This window comes from Solimonas flava DSM 18980, from assembly GCF_000426685.1.
GTDB lineage: Bacteria > Pseudomonadota > Gammaproteobacteria > Nevskiales > Nevskiaceae > Solimonas > Solimonas flava.
Genome location: NZ_AUFV01000003.1, coordinates 60,225 through 79,348 on the forward strand (window position 1 = coordinate 60,225; position 19,124 = coordinate 79,348).

The 19,124-nt window shown below is 71.7% G+C and carries 19 protein-coding genes; 2 read left to right on the forward strand and 17 right to left on the reverse strand.

Going from position 1 to position 19,124, the window contains the following annotated elements; translation table 11 throughout:
• Positions 1–116: 116 nt before the first annotated feature.
• The 9 genes from K343_RS0105360 to K343_RS0105405 form a co-directional block, all read right to left on the reverse strand.
• On the reverse strand, positions 117–377 hold the full coding sequence (locus K343_RS0105360; RefSeq protein ID WP_028007171.1) for a hypothetical protein: 261 nt from the start codon (positions 375–377) through the stop codon (positions 117–119).
• 66 nt (positions 378–443) lie between these two features.
• On the reverse strand, positions 444–1,604 hold the full coding sequence (locus K343_RS0105365; RefSeq protein WP_028007172.1) for a Fic family protein: 1,161 nt from the start codon (positions 1,602–1,604) through the stop codon (positions 444–446).
• A gap of 110 nt (positions 1,605–1,714) precedes the next feature.
• A complete protein-coding gene (locus K343_RS0105370; RefSeq protein ID WP_028007173.1) occupies positions 1,715–3,322 on the reverse strand; it encodes an acyl-CoA carboxylase subunit beta in 1,608 nt (535 codons plus the stop codon).
• Between the two features lie 76 nt (positions 3,323–3,398).
• Positions 3,399–3,896: an acyl-CoA carboxylase biotin carboxyl carrier protein subunit gene (locus K343_RS0105375; protein WP_028007174.1), complete on the reverse strand. Its 498-nt coding sequence runs from the start codon at positions 3,894–3,896 to the stop codon at positions 3,399–3,401.
• Positions 3,897–3,899: 3 nt separating this feature from the next.
• Positions 3,900–4,478: an endonuclease domain-containing protein gene (locus K343_RS24895; protein ID WP_245585138.1), complete on the reverse strand. Its 579-nt coding sequence runs from the start codon at positions 4,476–4,478 to the stop codon at positions 3,900–3,902.
• On the reverse strand, positions 4,478–6,046 hold the full coding sequence (locus K343_RS0105385; RefSeq protein ID WP_051277981.1) for an acetyl-CoA carboxylase biotin carboxylase subunit: 1,569 nt from the start codon (positions 6,044–6,046) through the stop codon (positions 4,478–4,480). Before K343_RS0105385 ends, K343_RS24895 begins: the two co-directional genes overlap by 1 nt.
• The gene (locus K343_RS21100) at positions 6,043–6,801 is read right to left on the reverse strand and encodes a TetR/AcrR family transcriptional regulator (protein WP_051277982.1); all 759 of its coding nucleotides are present in this window, start codon (positions 6,799–6,801) and stop codon (positions 6,043–6,045) included. The genes K343_RS0105385 and K343_RS21100 overlap by 4 nt, the downstream gene beginning before the upstream one ends.
• The gene (locus K343_RS0105395; RefSeq protein WP_028007177.1) at positions 6,798–8,585 is read right to left on the reverse strand and encodes an acyclic terpene utilization AtuA family protein; all 1,788 of its coding nucleotides are present in this window, start codon (positions 8,583–8,585) and stop codon (positions 6,798–6,800) included. The genes K343_RS21100 and K343_RS0105395 overlap by 4 nt, the downstream gene beginning before the upstream one ends.
• A gap of 127 nt (positions 8,586–8,712) precedes the next feature.
• On the reverse strand, positions 8,713–9,504 hold the full coding sequence (locus K343_RS0105405; protein WP_028007178.1) for an enoyl-CoA hydratase-related protein: 792 nt from the start codon (positions 9,502–9,504) through the stop codon (positions 8,713–8,715).
• A 203-nt stretch (positions 9,505–9,707) separates the two neighbouring features.
• On the opposite strand from K343_RS0105405, the gene K343_RS0105410 reads away from it, so the two are divergent.
• Positions 9,708–10,622 (forward strand): bestrophin family protein, encoded by a 915-nt coding sequence (locus K343_RS0105410; protein ID WP_028007179.1) that lies wholly within the window; start codon positions 9,708–9,710, stop codon positions 10,620–10,622.
• 4 nt (positions 10,623–10,626) lie between these two features.
• Here K343_RS0105410 and K343_RS0105415 read toward each other — a convergent pair whose 3' ends face one another.
• The 3 genes from K343_RS0105415 to K343_RS0105425 all read right to left on the reverse strand — a co-directional run bounded on the left by K343_RS0105415 (position 10,627) and on the right by K343_RS0105425 (position 13,315).
• On the reverse strand, positions 10,627–11,982 hold the full coding sequence (locus K343_RS0105415) for an Ig-like domain-containing domain (RefSeq protein ID WP_154662452.1): 1,356 nt from the start codon (positions 11,980–11,982) through the stop codon (positions 10,627–10,629).
• The gene (locus tag K343_RS24345) at positions 11,979–12,197 is read right to left on the reverse strand and encodes a hypothetical protein (RefSeq protein ID WP_154662453.1); all 219 of its coding nucleotides are present in this window, start codon (positions 12,195–12,197) and stop codon (positions 11,979–11,981) included. Before K343_RS24345 ends, K343_RS0105415 begins: the two co-directional genes overlap by 4 nt.
• Before the next feature lie 110 nt (positions 12,198–12,307).
• On the reverse strand, positions 12,308–13,315 hold the full coding sequence (locus K343_RS0105425; RefSeq protein WP_154662454.1) for a DedA family protein/thiosulfate sulfurtransferase GlpE: 1,008 nt from the start codon (positions 13,313–13,315) through the stop codon (positions 12,308–12,310).
• A 147-nt stretch (positions 13,316–13,462) separates the two neighbouring features.
• On the opposite strand from K343_RS0105425, the gene K343_RS21105 reads away from it, so the two are divergent.
• Positions 13,463–13,867 (forward strand): group I truncated hemoglobin, encoded by a 405-nt coding sequence (locus K343_RS21105; protein ID WP_051277983.1) that lies wholly within the window; start codon positions 13,463–13,465, stop codon positions 13,865–13,867.
• Positions 13,868–13,892: 25 nt separating this feature from the next.
• On the opposite strand, the gene K343_RS0105435 is transcribed toward K343_RS21105, so the two are convergent.
• The 5 genes from K343_RS0105435 to cobT all read right to left on the reverse strand — a co-directional run bounded on the left by K343_RS0105435 (position 13,893) and on the right by cobT (position 19,119).
• Complete coding sequence (locus K343_RS0105435; RefSeq protein WP_028007182.1) at positions 13,893–14,825, reverse strand: Gfo/Idh/MocA family protein; 933 nt, start codon at positions 14,823–14,825, stop codon at positions 13,893–13,895.
• A gap of 116 nt (positions 14,826–14,941) precedes the next feature.
• Positions 14,942–16,648: a PQQ-dependent sugar dehydrogenase gene (locus K343_RS0105440; protein WP_028007183.1), complete on the reverse strand. Its 1,707-nt coding sequence runs from the start codon at positions 16,646–16,648 to the stop codon at positions 14,942–14,944.
• Between the two features lie 88 nt (positions 16,649–16,736).
• Positions 16,737–17,468 (reverse strand): adenosylcobinamide-GDP ribazoletransferase, encoded by a 732-nt coding sequence (locus K343_RS0105445; RefSeq protein ID WP_084615753.1) that lies wholly within the window; start codon positions 17,466–17,468, stop codon positions 16,737–16,739.
• Entirely contained in the window at positions 17,465–18,061 is a 597-nt protein-coding gene (locus tag K343_RS21110) for a histidine phosphatase family protein (RefSeq protein ID WP_051277984.1), read from the reverse strand. The genes K343_RS0105445 and K343_RS21110 overlap by 4 nt, the downstream gene beginning before the upstream one ends.
• On the reverse strand, positions 18,058–19,119 hold the full coding sequence (gene cobT / locus K343_RS0105455) for a nicotinate-nucleotide--dimethylbenzimidazole phosphoribosyltransferase (protein WP_051277985.1): 1,062 nt from the start codon (positions 19,117–19,119) through the stop codon (positions 18,058–18,060). Before cobT ends, K343_RS21110 begins: the two co-directional genes overlap by 4 nt.
• Between the last annotated feature and the right edge of the window lie 5 nt (positions 19,120–19,124).

A 19,124-nucleotide genomic window follows, 5' to 3' on the forward strand; every position in this document is an offset into this window, starting at 1 on the left:
GACGTGACGGCCGCAGTCCGGACTACATCGACGCGCCTCGTCCATCGGGCCTGCGGCTCTCTTCATCCACGGCCGCTCGCGCTGCCGCGCTGACGGCCCCGCACCTCGGCCGCAGATCAGTCGCCGAGTTTCAGTTTTCCCTGCCGGAAAACCGTACGCGGTGGTTTTCCCTTCGGCACAAAGCCGTGCTCCCGCATCCAGCCGAGCCATTGCTTCAGTGTTTCGGGGCTGAAGCGTTCCTTGGCGATGTGCCAGTTTTCCCTTACCTCGACGACCATCTCATCATCAGTCGGCACACGCCCATCGAGAAGCGCATCGTTCCACACCGCGAATAGCGTGGCGATGATCTCCACGTCTTCCGTTCTCTTGTTCTGCATGAGCCCAATGACACGCTCGAATTCCGCTGCAGTGGAACTGTTCGGGCGTGAGGGGCATGGCTGGGTTTATGGAGGAAGCGGTTCAGTGTCGCGGCTCAGCAGCACCAGATAGGCGTCGTAAGCGAACAAGCGGTTCCGGCGATAGCCGGTGAGTTCCCGGACGATGCCCAACTCGATCAGCTTGTTCAGCGCCGTTACGGTGCTGCTGCGATTGACCCCCGTCTTCTCTGCCGCGACACCGGCGCTGCTGACCACGCGCAGCCGCAAGTGTTCGTGGAGACGCAGCGCGCTCCCGGAAAGGCGGCCGAGTTGGGCGATGCGAGCGCGATCCGCATCGAACAGCGCGAGAATCTTCTGGGCGGTTTCGGCGGCTTCGCGGGCCGTATGAATGACACCACGCAGGAAGAATGCCAGCCATCCCTCCCAGTCCCCATGGGTGCGCACTCGGCCGAGGCGGTCGTAGTACTCGGGGCGATTGGCCTTGAAGTGGAGACTGAGATAGAGCAGCGGGTACTGCAGCACCTTGGCCTCCACCAAGAGCAAAGCGATGAGCAGGCGCCCGAGACGACCATTGCCATCCAGGAAGGGGTGAATGGTCTCGAACTGCACATGGGCCAACGCAGCCTTGATCAGCGGCGGGGTGTGCGGATCGTGCAGGAAGGTTTCGAACGGGCCGAGACAATCCATCAGCTGTTCGGGTGGCGGCGGCACGAACTCCGCATTGCCGGGGCGGGTACCGCCCAGCCAGTTCTGACTACGGCGGAATTCGCCAGGCTGCTTGGTGGCGCCGCGCCCGCTCGATAGCAACACCGCATGGATCTCGCGGAGCAAACGTAGCGAGAGCGGCAAGGAGTTCAGGCGCTCCAAGCCATGATTGAGCGCGCGGACATAACAGGACACCTCTTCGACGTCGTCCTCCGGAACGCCCGGCACTTCCTCCATCTCGTGGATCAGCAGGTCGGATAGCGACGACTGCGTCCCCTCGATTTGAGAGGAGAGCACGGCTTCCTTGCGGACGTACTGGTACAGGAGAAGCTGGGGGTCGGGCAGGGCGGTGGCCAGACCGTCGAGGCGGCCCAGCAGTCGATTGGCCTCCTCCAGCAGGCCAATCAGCTCGCCGCCGAATGCCAGCGGCGGTTGCGGCGGCAGGGGAGGCGGCACGAACGCGCGATAGGGCTCTCCCGCGCCATTGCAGGTCACATAGCGGCCTTGGCGACCTGCCTCCATGGGCCTTCCCCAACCCTTTATAAGAGCCGGGATATTGCTCCCTTACAAAGAGTTTGGCAATAAAGTCTTTATAAGGCAGGACAGGTGGCCGCCTTGCGCAGACTTCGCGGCTACATGCGGAACACGCCGTAGCGCGGATCGCCGATCGGCGTGTTGAGCGCCGCGGAGATCGACATGCCGAGCGCGTTGCGGGTGTCGACCGGATCGAGCATGCCGTCGTCCCAGATCTCGGAGGTCGTGTACCAGGCGCTCTGCTTGCGCTTGAACTCGCCGAGCACCGGATCGCGGATCGCGGCGATGTCGGCCTCGCTGAGCTTCTTGCCCTGCTTGGCGAGCTGGCGGATCTTGACGTCGGCGAGCGTGTTGGCCGCCTGCTCGGCGCCCATCACCGAGGTCTGCGACTGCGGCCAGCTGAACAGGAGGCGGCTGTCGAAGGCGCGGCCGCTCATGCCGTAGTTGCCGGCGCCGAAGGAGCCGTGGCACATGACGGTGAACTTCGGCACCTCGCAGTTGCTCACCGCCATGATCATCTTGGCGCCATCCTTGGTGATGCCGCGGCGCTCGTATTCCCTGCCGACCATGAAGCCGGTGATGTTCTGCAGGAACAGGATCGGCACGCGGCCCTGGTTGCACAGTTCGATGAAGTGCGCGCCCTTCAGCGCCGAGTCGTTGAACAGCACGCCGTTGTTGGCGAGGATGCCGATCTTGTAGCCCCACAGGTGCGCGTAGCCGCAGATCAGGGTCTTGCCGTAGTTCGGCTGGTACTCGTGGAAGCGCGAGCCGTCGACGAGGCGTGCGATCACTTCCTTCATGTCGAACTGCGCCTTGATGTCGCGCGGCAGGATGCCGTACAGCTCGCGGCCGTCGTAGTACGGCGCTTCCGGCTCCTGCCATTCGATCAGCGATTTCTGCGGCCGCTTGAACTGCGCGACGATGTCGCGCGCGATCGCAATCGCTTCCTCTTCCGAGCCGGCCGGATAGTCGGCGGTGCCGGACACGCTGGTGTGCATGTCGCAGCCGCCGAGTTCGTCCACGGAAACATCTTCGCCGGTCGCCGCCTTCACCAGCGGCGGGCCGGCGAGGAAGATCGCACCGGTGCCGCGCACGATGACGTTGTAGTCGGACAGGCCCGGCACGTAGGCGCCGCCGGCGGTGCAGTGGCCGAGCACGACCGACACCTGCTGCACGCCCATCTTCGACAGCATGCACTGGTTGCGGAAGATGCGGCCGGCCATGTACTTGTCGGCGAACAGATCCGCCTGCAGCGGCAGAAAGCCGCCGGCGGAATCGCAGAGATGCACGACCGGCAGGCGGTTCTCGATCGCGATGTCGAGCGCGCGCACGGTCTTCTTCACCGTCAGCGGATACCAGGCGCCGCCCTTGACCGACGCATCGCCGGCGTTGATGACGACTTCGCGGCCCGAGACGATGCCGATGCCGGTCACGCAGGCCGCGCCCGGCACGTCGCCGTCGTAGGCTTCGTTGGCGGCCAGCGACGAGAACTCCAGGAACGGCGTGCCCGGATCGAGCAGCAGCTTCAGGCGCTCGCGCACCAGGAGCTTGTTCTGCTGGCGCAGGCGGTCGATGTCGCGCTGCGGCCGCGCATGGCGGACCTTGTCCTGCTTCTCGCGGAATTCCTCGGCGAGTCGGCGATTGTGCTCGGCGTTCGCCTGGAAATCGGCCGAGGCGGTGTTGAGCTTGCTCTCGATTCTTTTCATGGGTCTTCTCTCGTAGGGCGGGTTGGCGGCGAAGCGGCGTAACCCGCTTGATCGCGGACGGCGGCTTGCACCCGCCCTACGTCTGCGCTTCCAGACTCAGCAGCAGCGCGTCGCGATCGAAGGTCTGTCCCTTCTCGTACGTCACCGTTGCGATCACGCCGTCGCGCGGCGCGGCGATGGTCGTCTCCATCTTCATGCTCTCCATGACCAGCAGCGTCTGGCCCTTCGTCACCGCGTCGCCGGCCGCCACCGAGACCAGAACGATGCTGCCCGGCATCGGCGCGCGGATGTGATCGTCGGCACTGCCGCCGGCCTGCGCCGCAAGACGGTCGAGCGGATGCCGGTAGCGCAGCTGGTAGGCCTCGCCGTCGACGTGCACGAACACGTCGTCGCCGCGTGTCGCGACGACGACTTCGAGATGGCGCTCGCCGAGCGTCAGCCAGGCGCGGCCGTCGGCGCCGACGGCGAGATCGACGTCGAGCACCGCATCACCGATATGCAGGCGGTAAGCCTGCGCCGAGCGCGACAGCGCGACGTTGTGCTCGGCGTCGCCGAGCTTGAAGGCGTGATGCATGCGTTAGCTCCTGTTCCCCTCTCCCGCCTGCGGGACGAGGTCCCGGGTTTCATACGGGAGAAGGGTTGGGGGAGAGGGCGCCTCGCCGGCGGCGAGGCGGATGCTTTCGAGTACCGCGTCGGTGTTCTGCAGAATGTCGTCGTTCCAGAAGCGGAGTCCGCGGAAACCACGACACGCCAAGAACGCGTCGCGCGTCGCGTCGTGTCCTGTGTCGCCGTGCTGGCCGCCATCGGCTTCAACGATCAGGCCGTGCTCCAGACAAACGAAGTCGGCGATGTAGGGACCGATCGGATGCTGGCGCTTGAACTTCAAACCCAGGAAGCGGCCAGCGCGCAGGCGATACCAGAGGCGCAGCTCAGCGTCGGTCTGGTCGCGACGCAGTGCTTTGGCCCTGCCGAGCGCGACGCGCTTTGCCTTCCGCGCCTGCGGCGCGGCCCTCTCCCTGCCCCTCTCCCGCTTTGCGGGAGAGGGAATGGTTGCTTCACCCCTTCCCGCTTGCGGGACTAGGTCCCGGGTTTCATACGGGAGAGAGGCTGGGAGAGAGGGCGCCTGCGTAGCAGGCGTGGCGCGCGCTCGTCGCATCAGTTCCGCCACGCGCCGATCGCCGCATGCAGATCCGGCACCGCGTCGGCGACGTCGCGCATCGGTCGTGTCGACAGCGCCGCGGCAGCGAGCAGGGCCTGCAGGGTTTCGGCGGGCAGCTCCGGCTCGGCGGCGATCTGCGGATTGGCGTCGAGAAAGCCGGTATGCACGTCGCCGGCGACGAAGGCCGGATGCGCGATCAGGCGGCGCAGGAAGGCGGTGTTGGTCTTGCAACCGAGCAGCACCGTTTCCTTCAGCGCGCGGTCGGCGCGCGCGATAGCGTCGTTGCGATCCACGCCGCGGACGATCAGCTTGGCGATCATCGGATCGAAAGCCGAGGTCACTTCGCCGCCCTGCAGGATGCCGCTGTCCCAGCGCACGCCCTCGCCCTGTGGCGGATGCAGCACCAGCACCGGGCCGGTGGTCGGCGTGTAGCCGCGCGCGGCGTCCTCGGCGTAGATGCGGAACTCGATCGAATGGCCGCGCGACTTCACGTCGGCCTGGCCATAGCCGAGCGTCTCGCCGGCGGCGACGCGCAGCTGCTCCTGGACCAGATCGATGCCGGTGATTTCTTCGGTCACCGGATGCTCGACCTGCAGGCGCGTGTTCATCTCCAAAAAATAGAAATAGCCTGCGCCGGCGCCGTTTCCGGCGCCTGGGTCCCCGCCCTGACCGAAGATGAACTCGACGGTGCCGGCGTTGCGGTAGCCGATCGAGCGCGCGATGCCGGCCGCGGTTTCGCAGATCTTGTCGCGCAGCGCGGCGTCGAGCGCCGGAGACGGTGTCTCCTCGACGATCTTCTGGAAGCGGCGCTGCACCGAGCACTCGCGCTCGAAGACATGCACGACGCCGCCCTGGCCGTCGCCGAGCACCTGCACTTCGATGTGGCGCGGATTCTCGATGTAGCGCTCGACGTAGAGGCGGCCGTCGCCGAAGTAGCGCTGGCCTTCCGAGCGGCCGCGCTCGATTTCCTGTTCGAGCAGCGCCAGGTCGCGAACGATGCGCATGCCCTTGCCGCCGCCGCCGGCGCTCGGCTTGATCAGCAGCGGCGCGCCGACTGCGCGCGCGCGTTCGACGAACGTCGCCGGATCGTCGTCCTCGATCGCGCTCGGCGCGACCGGGAAGCCGGCCTTCTCGACGAAGTTGCGCGCCCGCACCTTGTCGCCCATCAGGTCGATCTGTTCCGGCGTCGGGCCGATGAAGCGCAGGCCCGCCGCCTCGACCGCCTGGCAGAAGCCCTTGTTCTCGGACAGGAAGCCGTAACCGGGATGGATCGCGCCGGCGCCGCAGCGCTGCGCCGCGGCAATGATCTGCGCACCGTCGAGATAGCTGGCGACCGGCGTGGCGCCAGTGATTTCGATGGCAACGTCGGCCATCTTCACCGCGGCCGTACCGCGATCGGCGGCGTGGTAGACGACGGCGCCCTTCAGGCCGAGTTTCTGCACGGTGCGCAGCACGCGCACCGCGATCTCGCCGCGATTGGCGACCAGCACGGTATCGAAGGGCCAGCGGCGGACGTCGGGTGCGGGCGTTTGCGTGACGGGCGTTTCAGTGAGGGGCGCGGTCATGCGCGGCTCCGGTTGCGGGGCGTGCCCTTGGCACGGGAATCGAGGGTCGATTCGAGACGGGCGGCGATGCGGCTCAGACGCTGCATGCCGTCTTCGAGCGTGGCGTCGGGCCGCGCGATGCCGTCGCAGACGATCGAGGTGATCTGGTCGGCGAGCGTGTCGATGTCGAGCGTGTCGCGCCCGCCGCCGGCACGGCCGTTGGCCGCCGCGCTGCGATGGATGAACGCCCAGGTGTGGTGCTCGGCGGCGCCGTAGATCAGATCGCGCAGCAGCGCGGTCGGCACGTCGCTGCGCAGTTCGCCGGCGGCGCGGCCTTCGTCGATCACGTCGACGAGGAACTGCGTGTACTGGCGGTTCAGCGCATGCAGACCGGAGCCGTGATAGTCGGCCTCGCCGTGGATCTCGCGGAACATCAGCCGGCACAGCAGCGGGTAATCGCGGATCGAGCGCAGATGGCGCCAGACCAGCAGGCGCAGCCGCGCGCGCGCGCCCTTCACGGCGATGAGGTCGCGCGCGTAGTCGCCGAACATCTCCTCGTACCAGTGTTCGAGCACCTTCAGCAGCAGCTCGCGCTTGGTCGCGAAGTATTTGTAGACGGTGCCCTCGACGACGCCGATGCGCGTGGCGATCTCGGCCACCGCGGTCTGCTCGTAGCCCTTCTCGCAGAACACGTCGCGCGCGGCGACGAGGATGTCGGCGATGCGATCCTCGCGCGCCAGGCGCGGCGCATGCGGCTTGGCGGCGCCGCGGCTCATGCGGCGAGCAGCCCCTGCTCGAAGAACGCTTCCGGCACCTCGAGCGGGAAGTCCATCAGGATCTGCGCCAGCATCTTGCCCTGCGGGTCGTAGCGCAGCGAGGCGACGCCGCCGCCGCCGAGCGCGTCCTGCATCAGGAAGTTGAAGCCGTTGAGGCCGGGAAGCTCGAAGCGCTCGACGGCGCCCTCGACGAAGTGCGCGAAGTAGCGCCGCACCGCTTCGGCGGTGAGCTGCGCGCGCAGCAGCGGCACGAACTCGGCGCGGCGCGCGAGCACGCCGATGTTCGCCGCGTTGCCCTTGTCGCCGCTGCGCCCGTAGGCGAGCGCGAGCAGCGGCACCTGGCGGCGCGGACCGGCGGGCAGTTCGGCGGCCGGCGCCGGCGTCGCCGCGGGCCGCACGGCGTCAGGCGCCGGCGCGGCCGGCGTGAACGGCACGTCGCGGCCGTCGACGTCGACGCGGATCGTCACGCTCGATTTCGGCACCAGACACGAGAACAGCCGCACCAGCGGCGTCACGCCCGGACGACCGCCGGAGAAGCCGGTGATGCTCTGCGCCATCGCCGTCGCCGCCGGGATGAACTCGCGCGAGAAAATCTCCAGCGCGTTCTTGTCGGCGTGCTGCACGGCGAGCTTGAGCACTACCTCGCGTGTCGCCCGGGCGCGCGCCTGCGCACCCCAGTTGCTCTCGGCGCCGAGCACCTCGACGTCGGTGCGCGTGTAGTCGGCCAGACCGCGCTCGGCAAACAGGCGCCGCGTGCGCTTGAGCACCGCACGCGCGACCGCCTGCGCCTTGTCGACCGCGCCCGGGCCGCCGAGCATCATCGTGCCGGTCGCGCGAAAGCCGTCCTGATAGGTGGCCGAAACCTTGTAACGGTCGGTCGGCGCGCGGCCGCGCGCGCCGCTGACGGCGACGCGGTCCGGGCCGGCCTGCACCAGCCGCACCTCGCGGAAGTCGCAGCTGACGTCCGGCAGCAGATAGGTCGCCGGATCGCCGATTTCGTAGACGATCTGCTCGGCGACCGTCTCCGGCGTGACCTTGCCGCCGGTGCCGGCCGGCTTGCTGACCTCGAAACGGCCGTCGGCATGGCAGATCGCGATCGGAAAACCCATGCGGTCCCAGTCGTCGGCGACTGTCGCCCAGTCGGTGACGATGCCGCCGGTCGCCTGCACGCCGCACTCGACGATGTGGCCGGCGAGACTGCCCATCGCCAGCTGGTCGTAGTCGTCGGCCCGCCAGCCGAACTCATGGATCAGCGGCCCGAGCGCGACCGCCGAATCGACACAGCGGCCGGTGATGACGATGTCGGCGCCGGCGTCGAGCGCGGCGGCGATCGGGAAGGCGCCGAGGTAGGCGTTGACGCTCCACGGCTTGGCCGGGAACGCAGCGCCGGTGAACATCTCCGGCACGTCCTTGAGCGACGCCGCCTGCGCCAGCAGATCGTCACCCTCGACGATGCCGATCGACAGCTCGATGCCCTGCGCCTTGAGCTTCTGCTGCAGCAGCTCGCGGCAGGCCTGCGGGTTGACGCCGCCGGCGTTGCTGACGACCTTGATGCCGCGCGCCTTGATCTGCGGCGCAAGGCGCGCGATGACGTCCGGGAAGTCGGTCGCGTAGCCGAGGTTCGCGTCCTTGGCGCGCGCCTTGGCGAGCAGCGACATGGTGATCTCGGCCAGGTAGTCGAGCACCAGGTAATCGATCTCGCCGGATTCGACGAGCTGGCGCGGGCCTTCGGCCGAATCGCCCCAGAAGCCGGCGCCGCAGCCGATGCGGATGACATCTTTCATGGCTCAGATCCTGTGCAGAACAATCGCCGCGCGGAACACGGCGGCGCGGGGCGGCGCGAGGCGCGCGGCCGGCGGATGCGGCCGGCCGTCACGGCGTCGCGGCGCGATGAAGGGACGCACGGCGCGCTCAGTTGCCCGTGAAGTTGGGCGCACGCTTTTCCTGGAACGCGGTCATGCCTTCCCTGGCGTCCTGCGTCGACGACATCACCGGCACCATCGCCTGCGCGTACTCCAGCGCCTCGCGCAGGCTCATGTCGCGCGTCGCGTTGAAGGCCTGCTTGCCGAGGCGCAGCGCAGTCGGGCTCTTGTCGGTGATGCGCGCCAGCAGCCAGTCGAGCTTGGCGTCGAGCTCGGCGCGCGGCACCACGTAGTTGACGACGCCCCAGTCGAGCGCGTCCTGCGCCGTGAACTGTTCGCCGGTGATGCACATCTCCTGCAGCCGGCGCGGCGGCAGCACGCGCATCATGTACGGCAGGATCATCATCGGCGTGACGCCGATCTTCGGCTCGGTGGTGCCGATGCGGATGTCGTCGGCGGCGATCGCCAGGTCGCAGGCGCAGAGCAGGCCGAAGCCGCCGGCCATGACGTGGCCGTTGACGCGCGCGATCACCGGCAGCGTGCATTCCTGCAGGCGCTTGAACAAATCGACGATGTAGTGCTTCGGCCGCGCGAAGTCGACCGCGAACGCGAAGCCCTGCACGTTCTTGGCCAGATCGGCGCCGGCGCAGAAGGCCTTGTCGCCGGCGCCGGTGATGACGATCGCGCGCGACACGCCGTCGCCGACGGCGGCGGCGATCGCCTGGTCGATCGTGCGCACGACCTGCTCGTTGAGCGCGTTGCGGCGCGCCTCGCGGTTGATCGTGATCCACGTGACGGCGCCACGGCGCTCGACAAGGACGTCCGATGCGGCTTCCGACATGCTCGCTCCTGGGCTGTGCTCACCACGGCGGCAACGACGGCCGGCCGCGGTTTCGGGTTTGCTGGAACGACAGCGTGCCGGGGTTTTGGTGAGTCGGCCTCACCCGTTCAGCGGAGACCGCCGCGGCGGCGGCGCGCGCCGGGCCGGGCGCACGCCGCCGCCCGTACAATGGCCGCCGCCCCGCCGTCCCCTGCCCCTCTCCGATGATCGTCCGCCCGCGTTCCCACTGGCTGCGCATGCTGTTCGTCTGGCGCGGCTCGGTGATCCCGCACATCCTGCCGCAGCTCGCGCTGATCGCCGCGGTCGCCGCCGTCGTGACGCTCGCCGACGGCGCCGTGTTCGGGCACAAGCTGGCGCTGACGGCGGTGCCGTTCACGCTGCTCGGCATCACGCTGGCGATCTTCCTGGGCTTCCGCAACACGGTCAGCTACGAGCGCTACTGGGAGGCGCGCAAGCTCTGGGGCGGACTGCTCAACGACAGCCGCTCGCTGGCGCGGCAGGTGCTGACCGTCGCCGACGCCGCACCGGAACGGCAGCGCGAGATCGTCTACGCGCTGATCGCGTTCGTGCACGCGCTGCGCCACCAGTTGCGCGGCAGCCGCGCGGACGCCGACCTCGCGCGCCTGCTGCCGGCCGACGCGGCGGCGGCGCTCGGCGGCGCGCGCTTCGTGCCGGCGCTGCTGCTGCTGCGGCTCGGTGAATCGCTGCGCGCGCTGCGCCGCGAAGGCGCGCTGGAGCCGGTGCTGCTGCCGGCGCTCGAACAGACGCTGTCGCGGCTCAGCGACGTGCTCGGCGGCTGCGAGCGCATCGCCGGCACGCCGATCCCGTTCGCGTACTCGCTGCTGCTGCACCGCACGATCTATCTCTACAGCTTCCTGCTGCCGTTCGCGCTGGTCGACGCGATCGGCGCGGTGACGCCGCTGATCGTCGTCTTCATCGCCTACACCTTCTTCGGCCTCGAAGCGCTGGCCGAGGAGATCCAGGACCCGTTCGGCGTCGAGCAGAACGATCTGCCGCTGGCGGCGATGAGCGACTCGATCGAGGCGACGCTGCGCGAGATGCTCGGCGAAGGTGCGCTGCCGCCGCCGCGTGCGGCGCGCGACTACGTGCTGCTGTAGCGCCTCAGCGCCGGCGCGCGACGGGCGTCGTCGCCGTCGCCGCCGCGGTGCGGAAGCTCCACGCGTAGGCCGAGCGCGGCACTTGGCCGAGCTGGTCGACGAGCCGGTCGGTCACCACCACCGTGTAGCGGTGATCCGGCGCCAGATCGGCGGCCGGCGTGAAGTTGATGACGTGGCCCCAGTCCGGATCGTAGATCCCGGAGATCGTCTGGCCCTCGACGCGGCGGCCGTCCTCGTCGAACAGGCAGATCACGCCGGCGCGCTCGACGGCGGATTCGGGCGCCGACTGCGCCGTGAAGGCGCGGATGTAGCCCTCGGCCGCGCCGGCCCGGTACGGCACGCCGGCCTCGCCGTTGCGCGGATGCACGCCGGCGACGGCGATCGGCAGCGGCTCGCCGAGCAGCTTCGCCCACAGATGCTCGTAGAGCGCGGCGATCGCCTGCGCGGTGTCGACCACACCGCCGGAGTTCATGTAGTAGTTCGCGCTCGCCCACGGCATCGCGCTGCGCACCAGCGGCGCCAGCGGCAGCGCCGCGGCGCGCTCCAGCGCCAGGCCGGCCTTGGCGATCATGAAGCCGCGCTGCACCTGCGCCGCGCCGATGCCGAGTTCCGGACGGTTCAGCGCGTGCGCGGCGACCAGATCGTCGACCGGCGGAAACACCAGCAGCGGCACGTCGTCGTCCCAGAGGTGCTGGTCGACGATCGCCACCATGTCCATGGCCAGCTCGATGCTGAGCGCCGCGGCCAGATCGAGCGCCTTGGCCGTTGCCGCGTCGTCGCCGCGTCCGAGCGCGGCCTTCAGCGCCTGCGGATCGCGCACCGCGTCGAACACCGAGCAGTGCGGGCCCTCACCGTGCAGCGGCGAGACCTTGGCGGCGGCGTCGAGATCGCGTTCGCGCACCACGGTTTCGAACAGGCTGTCCCAGATCTCGTCGCCGAGCCCGTGCGCGGCGTTGCCGAACGCGAAGGCCACCAGCCGGGCGCAGCGCGCCGAAACCGCCGCCAGCGCCGAGCTGCCGTTGCCGGGCCAGGCGGCGAGCGCCGCGCGCGCCTGCGCGTCGCAGCCGAGCGCGCGCAGGTGCGCGATGAAGGCGTCGTTGAAATCCTCCCAGTGCGCGCGCTCGGCCATTTCGCGGTCGCCGTCGAACAGCGCGCCGGTCGCATAGCCGCCGTCCGGGTTGATGGCGCCGGCGAGCAGCGCGCCGCGCTGCTGCGCCAGCAGCGACTTCAGCGCGCCGTCCGCGAGGGCCTGGCGGCCGAGATCGGCCATCAGCGCGTGCGTGGTCATGCCGGCGGCCAGCGCCGGCGCCGCGCCGCCCGCCAGCAGCAGCGCCGCGAGCATCCGCACGACGCGCCTCATGACTGCGCGCCGTCGGCGGCCCGGCAGCAGCCGGCTTCGAGCGCGTGCAGGCGATCGAACTCGCGCTGCGCGGCCGCCGTCTCGTCGCTGCCGCTGCCGCTGCCGCTGCCGGCGACCGAGGCGTCGCCGCAGGCCGCCAGACCCGCCGCCGCCAGCATCAGGCACGACCACGCCCGCCACGCGCCCGCCAGGCGCCGCTGTTCGCCACACTGCATGTCCCCGCCCCCGTTCGTTTTGCCGTCTGCGCCGGCGCCAGCGCCGGTGCGCGCAAGCTAGCGGAACGGCGTGACAGGCCCGTGGCGGCGCGCCGCGGACGGCCGCGTATTCAGGCTTCGGCGCGTTGCGCGGCCGGCGGCGGCGCGTCGAACGCCGCGGCGGGGGCGTCGTCGAGTGCGGCGAGCGGCAGCAGATCGCGGCCGGACGCGCGCCAGGCGTCGAGGCCGCCGAGCAGCGGCCGCACGTCGCTGAAGCCGAGCGCGCGCATGCGCTGCGCCATCTGCGCTGCGGAAATCTCGTTCGGGCACGCGCAGTAGAGGACCACGGTGCGATCGCGCGGCAGATCGGCGAGCGCCAGTTCGAGCACGTCCGGCTCCGGCGTGCTGGCGCCGGGAATGCGCCAGGGGTCCTGTTCGCGGTTCGGCGCCGAGCGCACGTCGATCAGCAGCGGCGGCGCTTCGGCGGCCATCAGCGCGTGCAGCTCGTCGACCGAGATGCGGCTGGCGCGCAGCGCGCGCAGTAGGCGCTGGCGCCGCCAGACGCGCTGCGCGATGAAGACGGCGAGCACCAGCAGCACCACGCCGCCGAGGCCGAGGCCGGCGTTCTGCAGCCAGGCCAGCAGCGCGTCGACCTGGCCGGCGAGCAGCGCGCCGAGCGCGAGCCCGCCGCCGACCCACAGCGACACGCCGGCGAGATCGTGCACGGCGAAGCGACGGAACGGCACGCGCGACAGGCCGGTCATCGGCACCGAGACGACCGCCAGCCCCGGCAGGAAGCGGGCGACCAGCAGGATGCGCACGCCGCGCCGCGCGAAGAAGGTTTCGGTGCGGCGCACGCAGGTGTCGCGCGACAGCGACAGGCGGCACAGCACGCGCAGCACGCGAAAGCCATAGCGGCGTCCGGCCAGATACCAGGCCGCATCGCCGGCGAAACCGCCGGCGACGGCGGCGGCGAAGGTCGCGGCCAGCAGCGCCGCCGCGTCGGCGCGGCCGACGGCGACGCTGCCGGCATAGATCAGCGCCGGCATCGTCGGCACCGGCAGGCCGAGCGCGGCGCCGCTCACGCACAGCGCCGCCAGCAGCGGCGCGAGGATCGTCGGGGACGGGGCGTCGAGCACGGAAAACCGGGAGCGGAAGCAGGGCGCGCAGTATTGCACCGGCGCGGCGATCACAGGATGCCGTCGATGCCATGACGTGGATCAAGGTGAGCACGGCGGCCGCGGCGCATGTTGAATTGCCGCCATTGCCCCTGCCGGAGACCCCTGATGCCGAGCAACAAGACCGAGATGCCTGCGGAAAGGAACCTTTACGCGGCGCTCGGCGGGCATGCGGCGGTGGTCGCACTGATCGACGCGTTCTACCGGCGCGTGCTCGCCGATCCGCTGCTGGCGCCGTACTTCAAGGGCGTGCCGCTCGAACGCCTGCGGCGCATGCAGTACGCGTTCTTCTCGGCGGCGCTTGGCGGCCCGGAAGACTACAAGGGCCGCGTCATCGCCCACGCGCACCAGGGCATGCACATCAGCCGCGAGCACTTCCAACATTTCGTCGATCATCTGTTCGAAACGCTGTCGCGCCTGCCGCTGAGCGAGCAGGACCGCTACGACATCATCGCCCGCATCAACCTGTATGCCGACGACGTGATCGGCGTCGGCTCGGACTTCGGCGACTGAGCGCCAGGCGGCGGCGGACAGCCCCCTAGTTCTGCGCCGCGAACTCGAACGCTTCGACGCTGCGGCGCTCGCCGCGCAGGAAGGCGTCGGCGACGTGCCGCAGCGGCGCGAGATCGACATCGCTTTCGCCGGCGGCGATCAGCTCGGCGAAGCGCGCGTACAGGCCGCGGTACTCGGCCTCCGCCGGCAGCGCCCGGGCGACGCCGTCGATCTCCAGCTCGCTGCCGCCGCGACCGACGCGCAGCGCGCCGCCGTCGGTCTCGACGACGATGTCCCAGGTCTGCGCTCCGCTCTGCAGGAAATCGAACGAGGCGCGAATGACGGTGTCCTCGCCGTCGATGAAGGCCAGCTCGGCGGCGATCGGCGCCTGGCGGTTGAGCGGAAAGTCGAGCGTCGCGCCGGTCAGGAAGAAGGCGCGCGGCAGGATGCGCGTGACGATCGACAGCGCGTTGATGCCCGGATCGAACACGCCGAGCCCGCCGGGCGCGAAGATCCAGTCCTGGCCCGGATGCCAGACGCGCACGTCCTCGCGCCAGTCGACGCGCACGCGGTGGATCGCGCGGCCCTGCAGCCAGGCGCGGGCCGGCTCGACCGCCGGCGCGTAGCGCGAATGCCAGCTCGCGAACAGCGTGCGCCGCTGCGCGCGCGCCAGCGCCGCCAGATCCTCGACCTCGCTGAGCGTGGCGCCCGGCGGCTTTTCGAGAAACACGTGGCGACCGGCGAGCAGCGCGGCGCGCGCCTGCGCATGGCGGCCCTGCGGCGGCGTGCACAGGGCGACCGCCTCGACACCCTCGCCGCCGGCGAGCAGTGCGTCAATGTCGCGGTAATGGGCGATGCCGTCGACGCTGGCGTTGCGGCTCGCCGCCGCGAGCAGCCGGAACGCCGGCGTCGCGGCGATCGCCGGCAGGTGCTGGTCGCGCGCGATCTTGCCGACGCCGACGATGCCGAGTCTGATCATGAAAGGTGCAGGCGGTGCGAAGGGACGCGCGCATCATAGCGGTGCCGCCGCACGGCGGAGCACGCCGCGGCCTGCGCCTCGGGCGAAGCCGCAGCGCAGCAGGCGCCGCACGCGCGTCAGCGCTGCGGCGCGATGCGCCAGATGCGGCCGCCGGCGTCGTCGCTGACCAGCAGCGCGCCGTCGCGCGCGACGGCGACGCCGACCGGGCGGCCCCAGACGCCGTCGTCGGCCGTGACGAAGCCGGTCATGAAATCCTCGTAGCCGCCGGCCGGCCGGCCGTCGCGGATCGGCACGCGCACCAGCTTGTAACCGGTGCGCAGGCTGCGGTTCCACGAGCCGTGCAGCGCGACGAAGGCATCGCCGCGAAACGCCGCCGGAAAGCGCGCAGCACCGGACGTCGCCTCGTAGAAAACCAGGCCGAGCGCCGCCGAGTGCGCCTGCAGCGGCACGTCGGGCACCGTCACCTGATCCTTCAGGTCCGGGCGCACGCCGGCATGGCGCGGGTCCTCGTGCGCGCCGAGGTAGTACCAGGGCCAGCCGTAGAACGCGCCTTCGCGCACGCTGGTCACGTAGTCGGGCACCAGATCGTCGCCGAGGCCGTCGCGCTCGTTGACCGCGCACCACGGCAGGCCGGTCGCCGGCTGCAGGGCCAGACCGACGCAGTTGCGCAGGCCGTTCGCGTACGGACGCAGCCCGCCGCGGCCGAGCGCATCGGTGACCCTCACCGTCGCGCGGCCGGCCTCGCTGCCCCAGGCGGCGCCGAGTCCATGCGCGCGCTCCCAGTCGCGCAGCGCCGCGCCGCTCAGCGCCGTTTCGCCCTCGGCGACGTTCGAGCCGGAGCCGATCGAGACGAACAGGCGGCTGCCGTCGGCCGAGAATTCGAGATCGCGCGTGCTGTGGCCGCCGCTGCTGTCGCTGAGGCGGTCGACGATCGTCTGCGGCCGCCCGCGCGCGGCCAGCTCGCCGCTGCGGTAGGCGTAACGCACGACGGCATTATGGGTGGCGACGTAGAGCCACTGCGGCTCGCCGCCCGGCGGATAGAAGGCGAGGCCGAACGGCCGGTCGAGTCCTTCGGCGTAGACCGCGCTCGTTTCGGCGCGCGCCGCGCCGTCGGCGGCGCGCAGCACGCGCACGCGGCCGGCGGCGGTCTCGGCGACGAACACGTCGCCGTTCGGCGCGACGCGAATGCGGCGCGGCGCCGCCAGTTCCTCGGCCCAGGCGCTGACCGCGAAGCCGTCCGGCACCGCCGGCAGCGCGCCGTCCGGACGCGCGGCGATGCTGGCGCGATTGCGCGACGACGGCGTCGCATACGGCGCCGGCAGCGCGGCGAGATCGACGCGATGCGTCTTGCCCGGCGCGTCCTCGCGCCCGTCGCCGCTGCGCTCGCGCGCCGGCGCGGCGGCGGCGGCGGGCGCCGCGCCGGGCGCACGCGTCGTCGCCAGGAAGGCGATCAGCGCCTCGCGCTGCGCGGCGTCGGGCACCGCGACCGTCATCGCCGTGCCCGGCACCTGCTGCGTCGGCGCGGCGAGAAAGCGCGACAGCGTCGCCGCATCCCAGCGCAGCTGCGCGTTCCTCAGCGCCCGCGTGTAGGCGTAGCCCGGCGCGCTCGCCGCGGCGCGACCGACGACGCCGCCGAGATCGGGGCCGACCGCGCCGCCCGGCGTGGCGCCGGCCGCGTGGCACAGCGCGCAGTGCCGCTCGAACAGCGCGCGACCGCGCGCCGCATCGTCGTCCGCCGCCGAGCCCGGCGACGGCACGCCGCTCAGCGCGGCGACCCACAGGGAGACCAGCACGAACGGCGGCGAAACGCGCGAGGGGGTCATGGCGGCGACGTCGGCAGCGGGGGACGCTCAACACTACCCGATGCCGGCCGCCGGCCGACAGGGCGCGCGCCGCGCGCCGGCGCCGCGGTCAGATGCAGGTCAGCAGCGCGGCGGCTTCGGCCAGCTCGATCAACGCGCCGGCGACGTCGCCGGTGAAGCCGCCGAGGCGGCGCAGCGCCAGCGCGCGCACGAAAAAAACGACGCCGGCGACCGCCAGCAGTGCCGCCCAGGCGCCGCCGGCCAGCGCCGCCAGCGCGGCGAGCGCGGCGACACCGAACTGCGCGCGCCGATCGGCATCGCGCGCCAGCGCCGCGCCGAGGCCGCCGTCGCGCACGTAGGGCGTACTCGCGAACAGCGCCGGCACCGCGGCGCGGGCCAGCGCCGGCGCCAGCAGCAGCGCGGGCGTCGCCGTGCCGGACGCCAGCAGCGTCTGCAGCGCCGCGAACTTCATCAGCAGCACGAGCCCCAGCACCGCGACCGCGGCGCTGCCGGCGCGCGGGTCCTTGAGGATCGCCAGCGTGCGCGCGCGATCGCCGTGGCCGCCGAGCCAGGCGTCGGCACAGTCGGCGAGTCCGTCGAGATGCAGCAGCCCGGTCAGCAACGCCCACAGCGCGAGCAGCAGCGCGGCGCGCGGCGCCGGCGGCAGCGCCGACGTGAGCCACGCCGCCAGCAGCAGCGCGGCGCCGATGACGAGTCCGACCGCCGGATACCAGTACAGCGAACGCCGCTGCGCGGCGGCGTCCGGCGCGCGCGACAGCGACAGCGGCAGCCGCGTCAGGAACTGCAGCGCGACGCAGAACGGATGCGGCGGCACGGTCACGGCGCGGCCACGACCGGCGGCGGCGCGCACGCGGCCAGACGCAGTCCGTCCGTCGCGGCGTGCGCGTCGAACGCGAGGCAGGCACCGTGCGGCACCTCGATCTGCGACAGCGCCGACAGCGCCAGGCCGTCGCGCCGCGCGCAGGCAATGCGCAGCGGCCCGCCGTGCGTGACGAGCAGCGCGTCGGCGCCCAGCGCGGCGACGTCGGCAAGCGCCGCGAGCACGCGCGCCGCCAGCGCCGGCAACGTTTCGCCGCGCGGCGGCGGGTGCGCGAGCGGATCGCGCCAGAACGCGGCGAGCGCCTGCGGCTCGCGCGCGTGCAGCGCCGCCACCGGCACGCCGTCCCAGTCGCCGAAATCCAGTTCGGCGAGCCGTTCGTCGAACGCCAGCGGCAGGCCGTGCGCGGCGGCGTAGGCGCGCGCGAACGCGGCGCAGCGCCGGCGCGGCGAGCTGAGCACGCGCGCCCAGCGCCCGTCGCGCGTCGCCGCGCGCATTTGCGCGTAGCCGCGCGCGCTCAGGCGCGGGTCGCTGCGGCCCAGGTAGCAGCCGGGCTGCCGCGTCTCGCCGTGGCGCAGCAGCGTCAGCCGCGTCACGCGCCGGCGCCGGCGACGCCGGCCTCGGCGAAGGTCGCCATGCCGGCGTGCAGCGCGCAGGCCAGACGCAGCAGCGGCACCGCCAGCGCCGCGCCGCTGCCTTCGCCGAGGCGCAGGCCGAGATCGAGCAGCGGCTCGGCGCCGAGCGCGGCGAGCAGATGCGCGTGGCCGGGCTCGGCCGAGCGGTGCGCGTACAGCAGCCACGGCGCGCAGGCCGGCGCCAGCCGCGTCGCGACCAGCGCCGCGGCGGTGGCGATGAAGCCGTCGACCAGCACCGGCACGCCGCGTTGCGCGCAGGCGATGAAACTGCCGGCGAGCGCGGCGATCTCGAAACCGCCGAGCCGGCGCAGCGCCTCGCGCGGCGCGCCCAGCGCCGCGCCGTGCAGCGCCAGCGCGCGCTCGATGACGGTGGCCTTGTGCGCGACGCCGCGCGCGTCGAGTCCGGTGCCCGGCCCGGCCAGCTCGCGCGGCGGCCGACCGAGCAGCGCGCAGGCGAGCGCGGTCGCGCTGGTGGTGTTGGCGATGCCCATGTCGCCGCCGACAAACAGCCCGGCGCCGGCCGCGTGCGCGCGGCACGCCGCGTCGGCACCGCAGCGCAGCGCTTCTTGCAGCTGCGCCGCCGTCATCGCCGGCTCGCGGGCGAGATTGGCGGTCGACGGCGCGATATGGGCGCGGCGCACGCCTGGTGCGCGGCTGGCGGCGACGGTGCCGAGGTCGATCACCTCCAGCGTCGCGCCGAGCTGCGCGGCGAGCACGCTGATCGCGGCGCCGCCGGCGGCGAAGTTGTCGATCATCTGCGCCGTCACCGCCTGCGGAAAGGCCGAGACGCCTTCGGCGGCGACGCCGTGGTCGGCGGCAAACACACTGATCCACACCGTGTCGAGCTGCGGCCGTTCGCGACATTGCAGCGCCGCCAGCCGCACCGCCAGCGCTTCGAGCGCGCCGAGCGAACCCGGCGGCTTGGTCAGCTGCGCCTGGCGCGCGCGCGCCGCGGCGGCGCAGGCGGCGTCGGGTGCGGCGATCGGCCGCTGGTCATCGGCAGCATCGGATGCGTCCATCTAGC

Excerpts from the sequence above, each read along its gene's own strand:
- K343_RS0105410 (WP_028007179.1), top strand. The coding sequence starts at position 9,708 with ATGATCGTCCGCCCGCGTTCCCACTGGCTGCGCATGCTGTTCGTCTGG.
- K343_RS0105440 (WP_028007183.1), bottom strand. The coding sequence starts at position 16,648 with ATGACCCCCTCGCGCGTTTCGCCGCCGTTCGTGCTGGTCTCCCTGTGG.
- K343_RS0105435 (WP_028007182.1), bottom strand. The coding sequence starts at position 14,825 with ATGATCAGACTCGGCATCGTCGGCGTCGGCAAGATCGCGCGCGACCAG.
- K343_RS0105360 (WP_028007171.1), bottom strand. The coding sequence starts at position 377 with ATGCAGAACAAGAGAACGGAAGACGTGGAGATCATCGCCACGCTATTC.
- K343_RS0105405 (WP_028007178.1), bottom strand. The coding sequence starts at position 9,504 with ATGTCGGAAGCCGCATCGGACGTCCTTGTCGAGCGCCGTGGCGCCGTC.
- K343_RS0105395 (WP_028007177.1), bottom strand. The coding sequence starts at position 8,585 with ATGAAAGATGTCATCCGCATCGGCTGCGGCGCCGGCTTCTGGGGCGAT.
- K343_RS21105 (WP_051277983.1), top strand. The coding sequence starts at position 13,463 with ATGCCGAGCAACAAGACCGAGATGCCTGCGGAAAGGAACCTTTACGCG.
- K343_RS0105370 (WP_028007173.1), bottom strand. The coding sequence starts at position 3,322 with ATGAAAAGAATCGAGAGCAAGCTCAACACCGCCTCGGCCGATTTCCAG.
- K343_RS0105365 (WP_028007172.1), bottom strand. The coding sequence starts at position 1,604 with ATGGAGGCAGGTCGCCAAGGCCGCTATGTGACCTGCAATGGCGCGGGA.
- K343_RS24345 (WP_154662453.1), bottom strand. The coding sequence starts at position 12,197 with ATGCAGTGTGGCGAACAGCGGCGCCTGGCGGGCGCGTGGCGGGCGTGG.
- K343_RS24895 (WP_245585138.1), bottom strand. The coding sequence starts at position 4,478 with ATGCGACGAGCGCGCGCCACGCCTGCTACGCAGGCGCCCTCTCTCCCA.
- K343_RS0105385 (WP_051277981.1), bottom strand. The coding sequence starts at position 6,046 with ATGACCGCGCCCCTCACTGAAACGCCCGTCACGCAAACGCCCGCACCC.
- K343_RS0105375 (WP_028007174.1), bottom strand. The coding sequence starts at position 3,896 with ATGCATCACGCCTTCAAGCTCGGCGACGCCGAGCACAACGTCGCGCTG.
- cobT (WP_051277985.1), bottom strand. The coding sequence starts at position 19,119 with ATGGACGCATCCGATGCTGCCGATGACCAGCGGCCGATCGCCGCACCC.
- K343_RS21100 (WP_051277982.1), bottom strand. The coding sequence starts at position 6,801 with ATGAGCCGCGGCGCCGCCAAGCCGCATGCGCCGCGCCTGGCGCGCGAG.
- K343_RS0105415 (WP_154662452.1), bottom strand. The coding sequence starts at position 11,982 with ATGAGGCGCGTCGTGCGGATGCTCGCGGCGCTGCTGCTGGCGGGCGGC.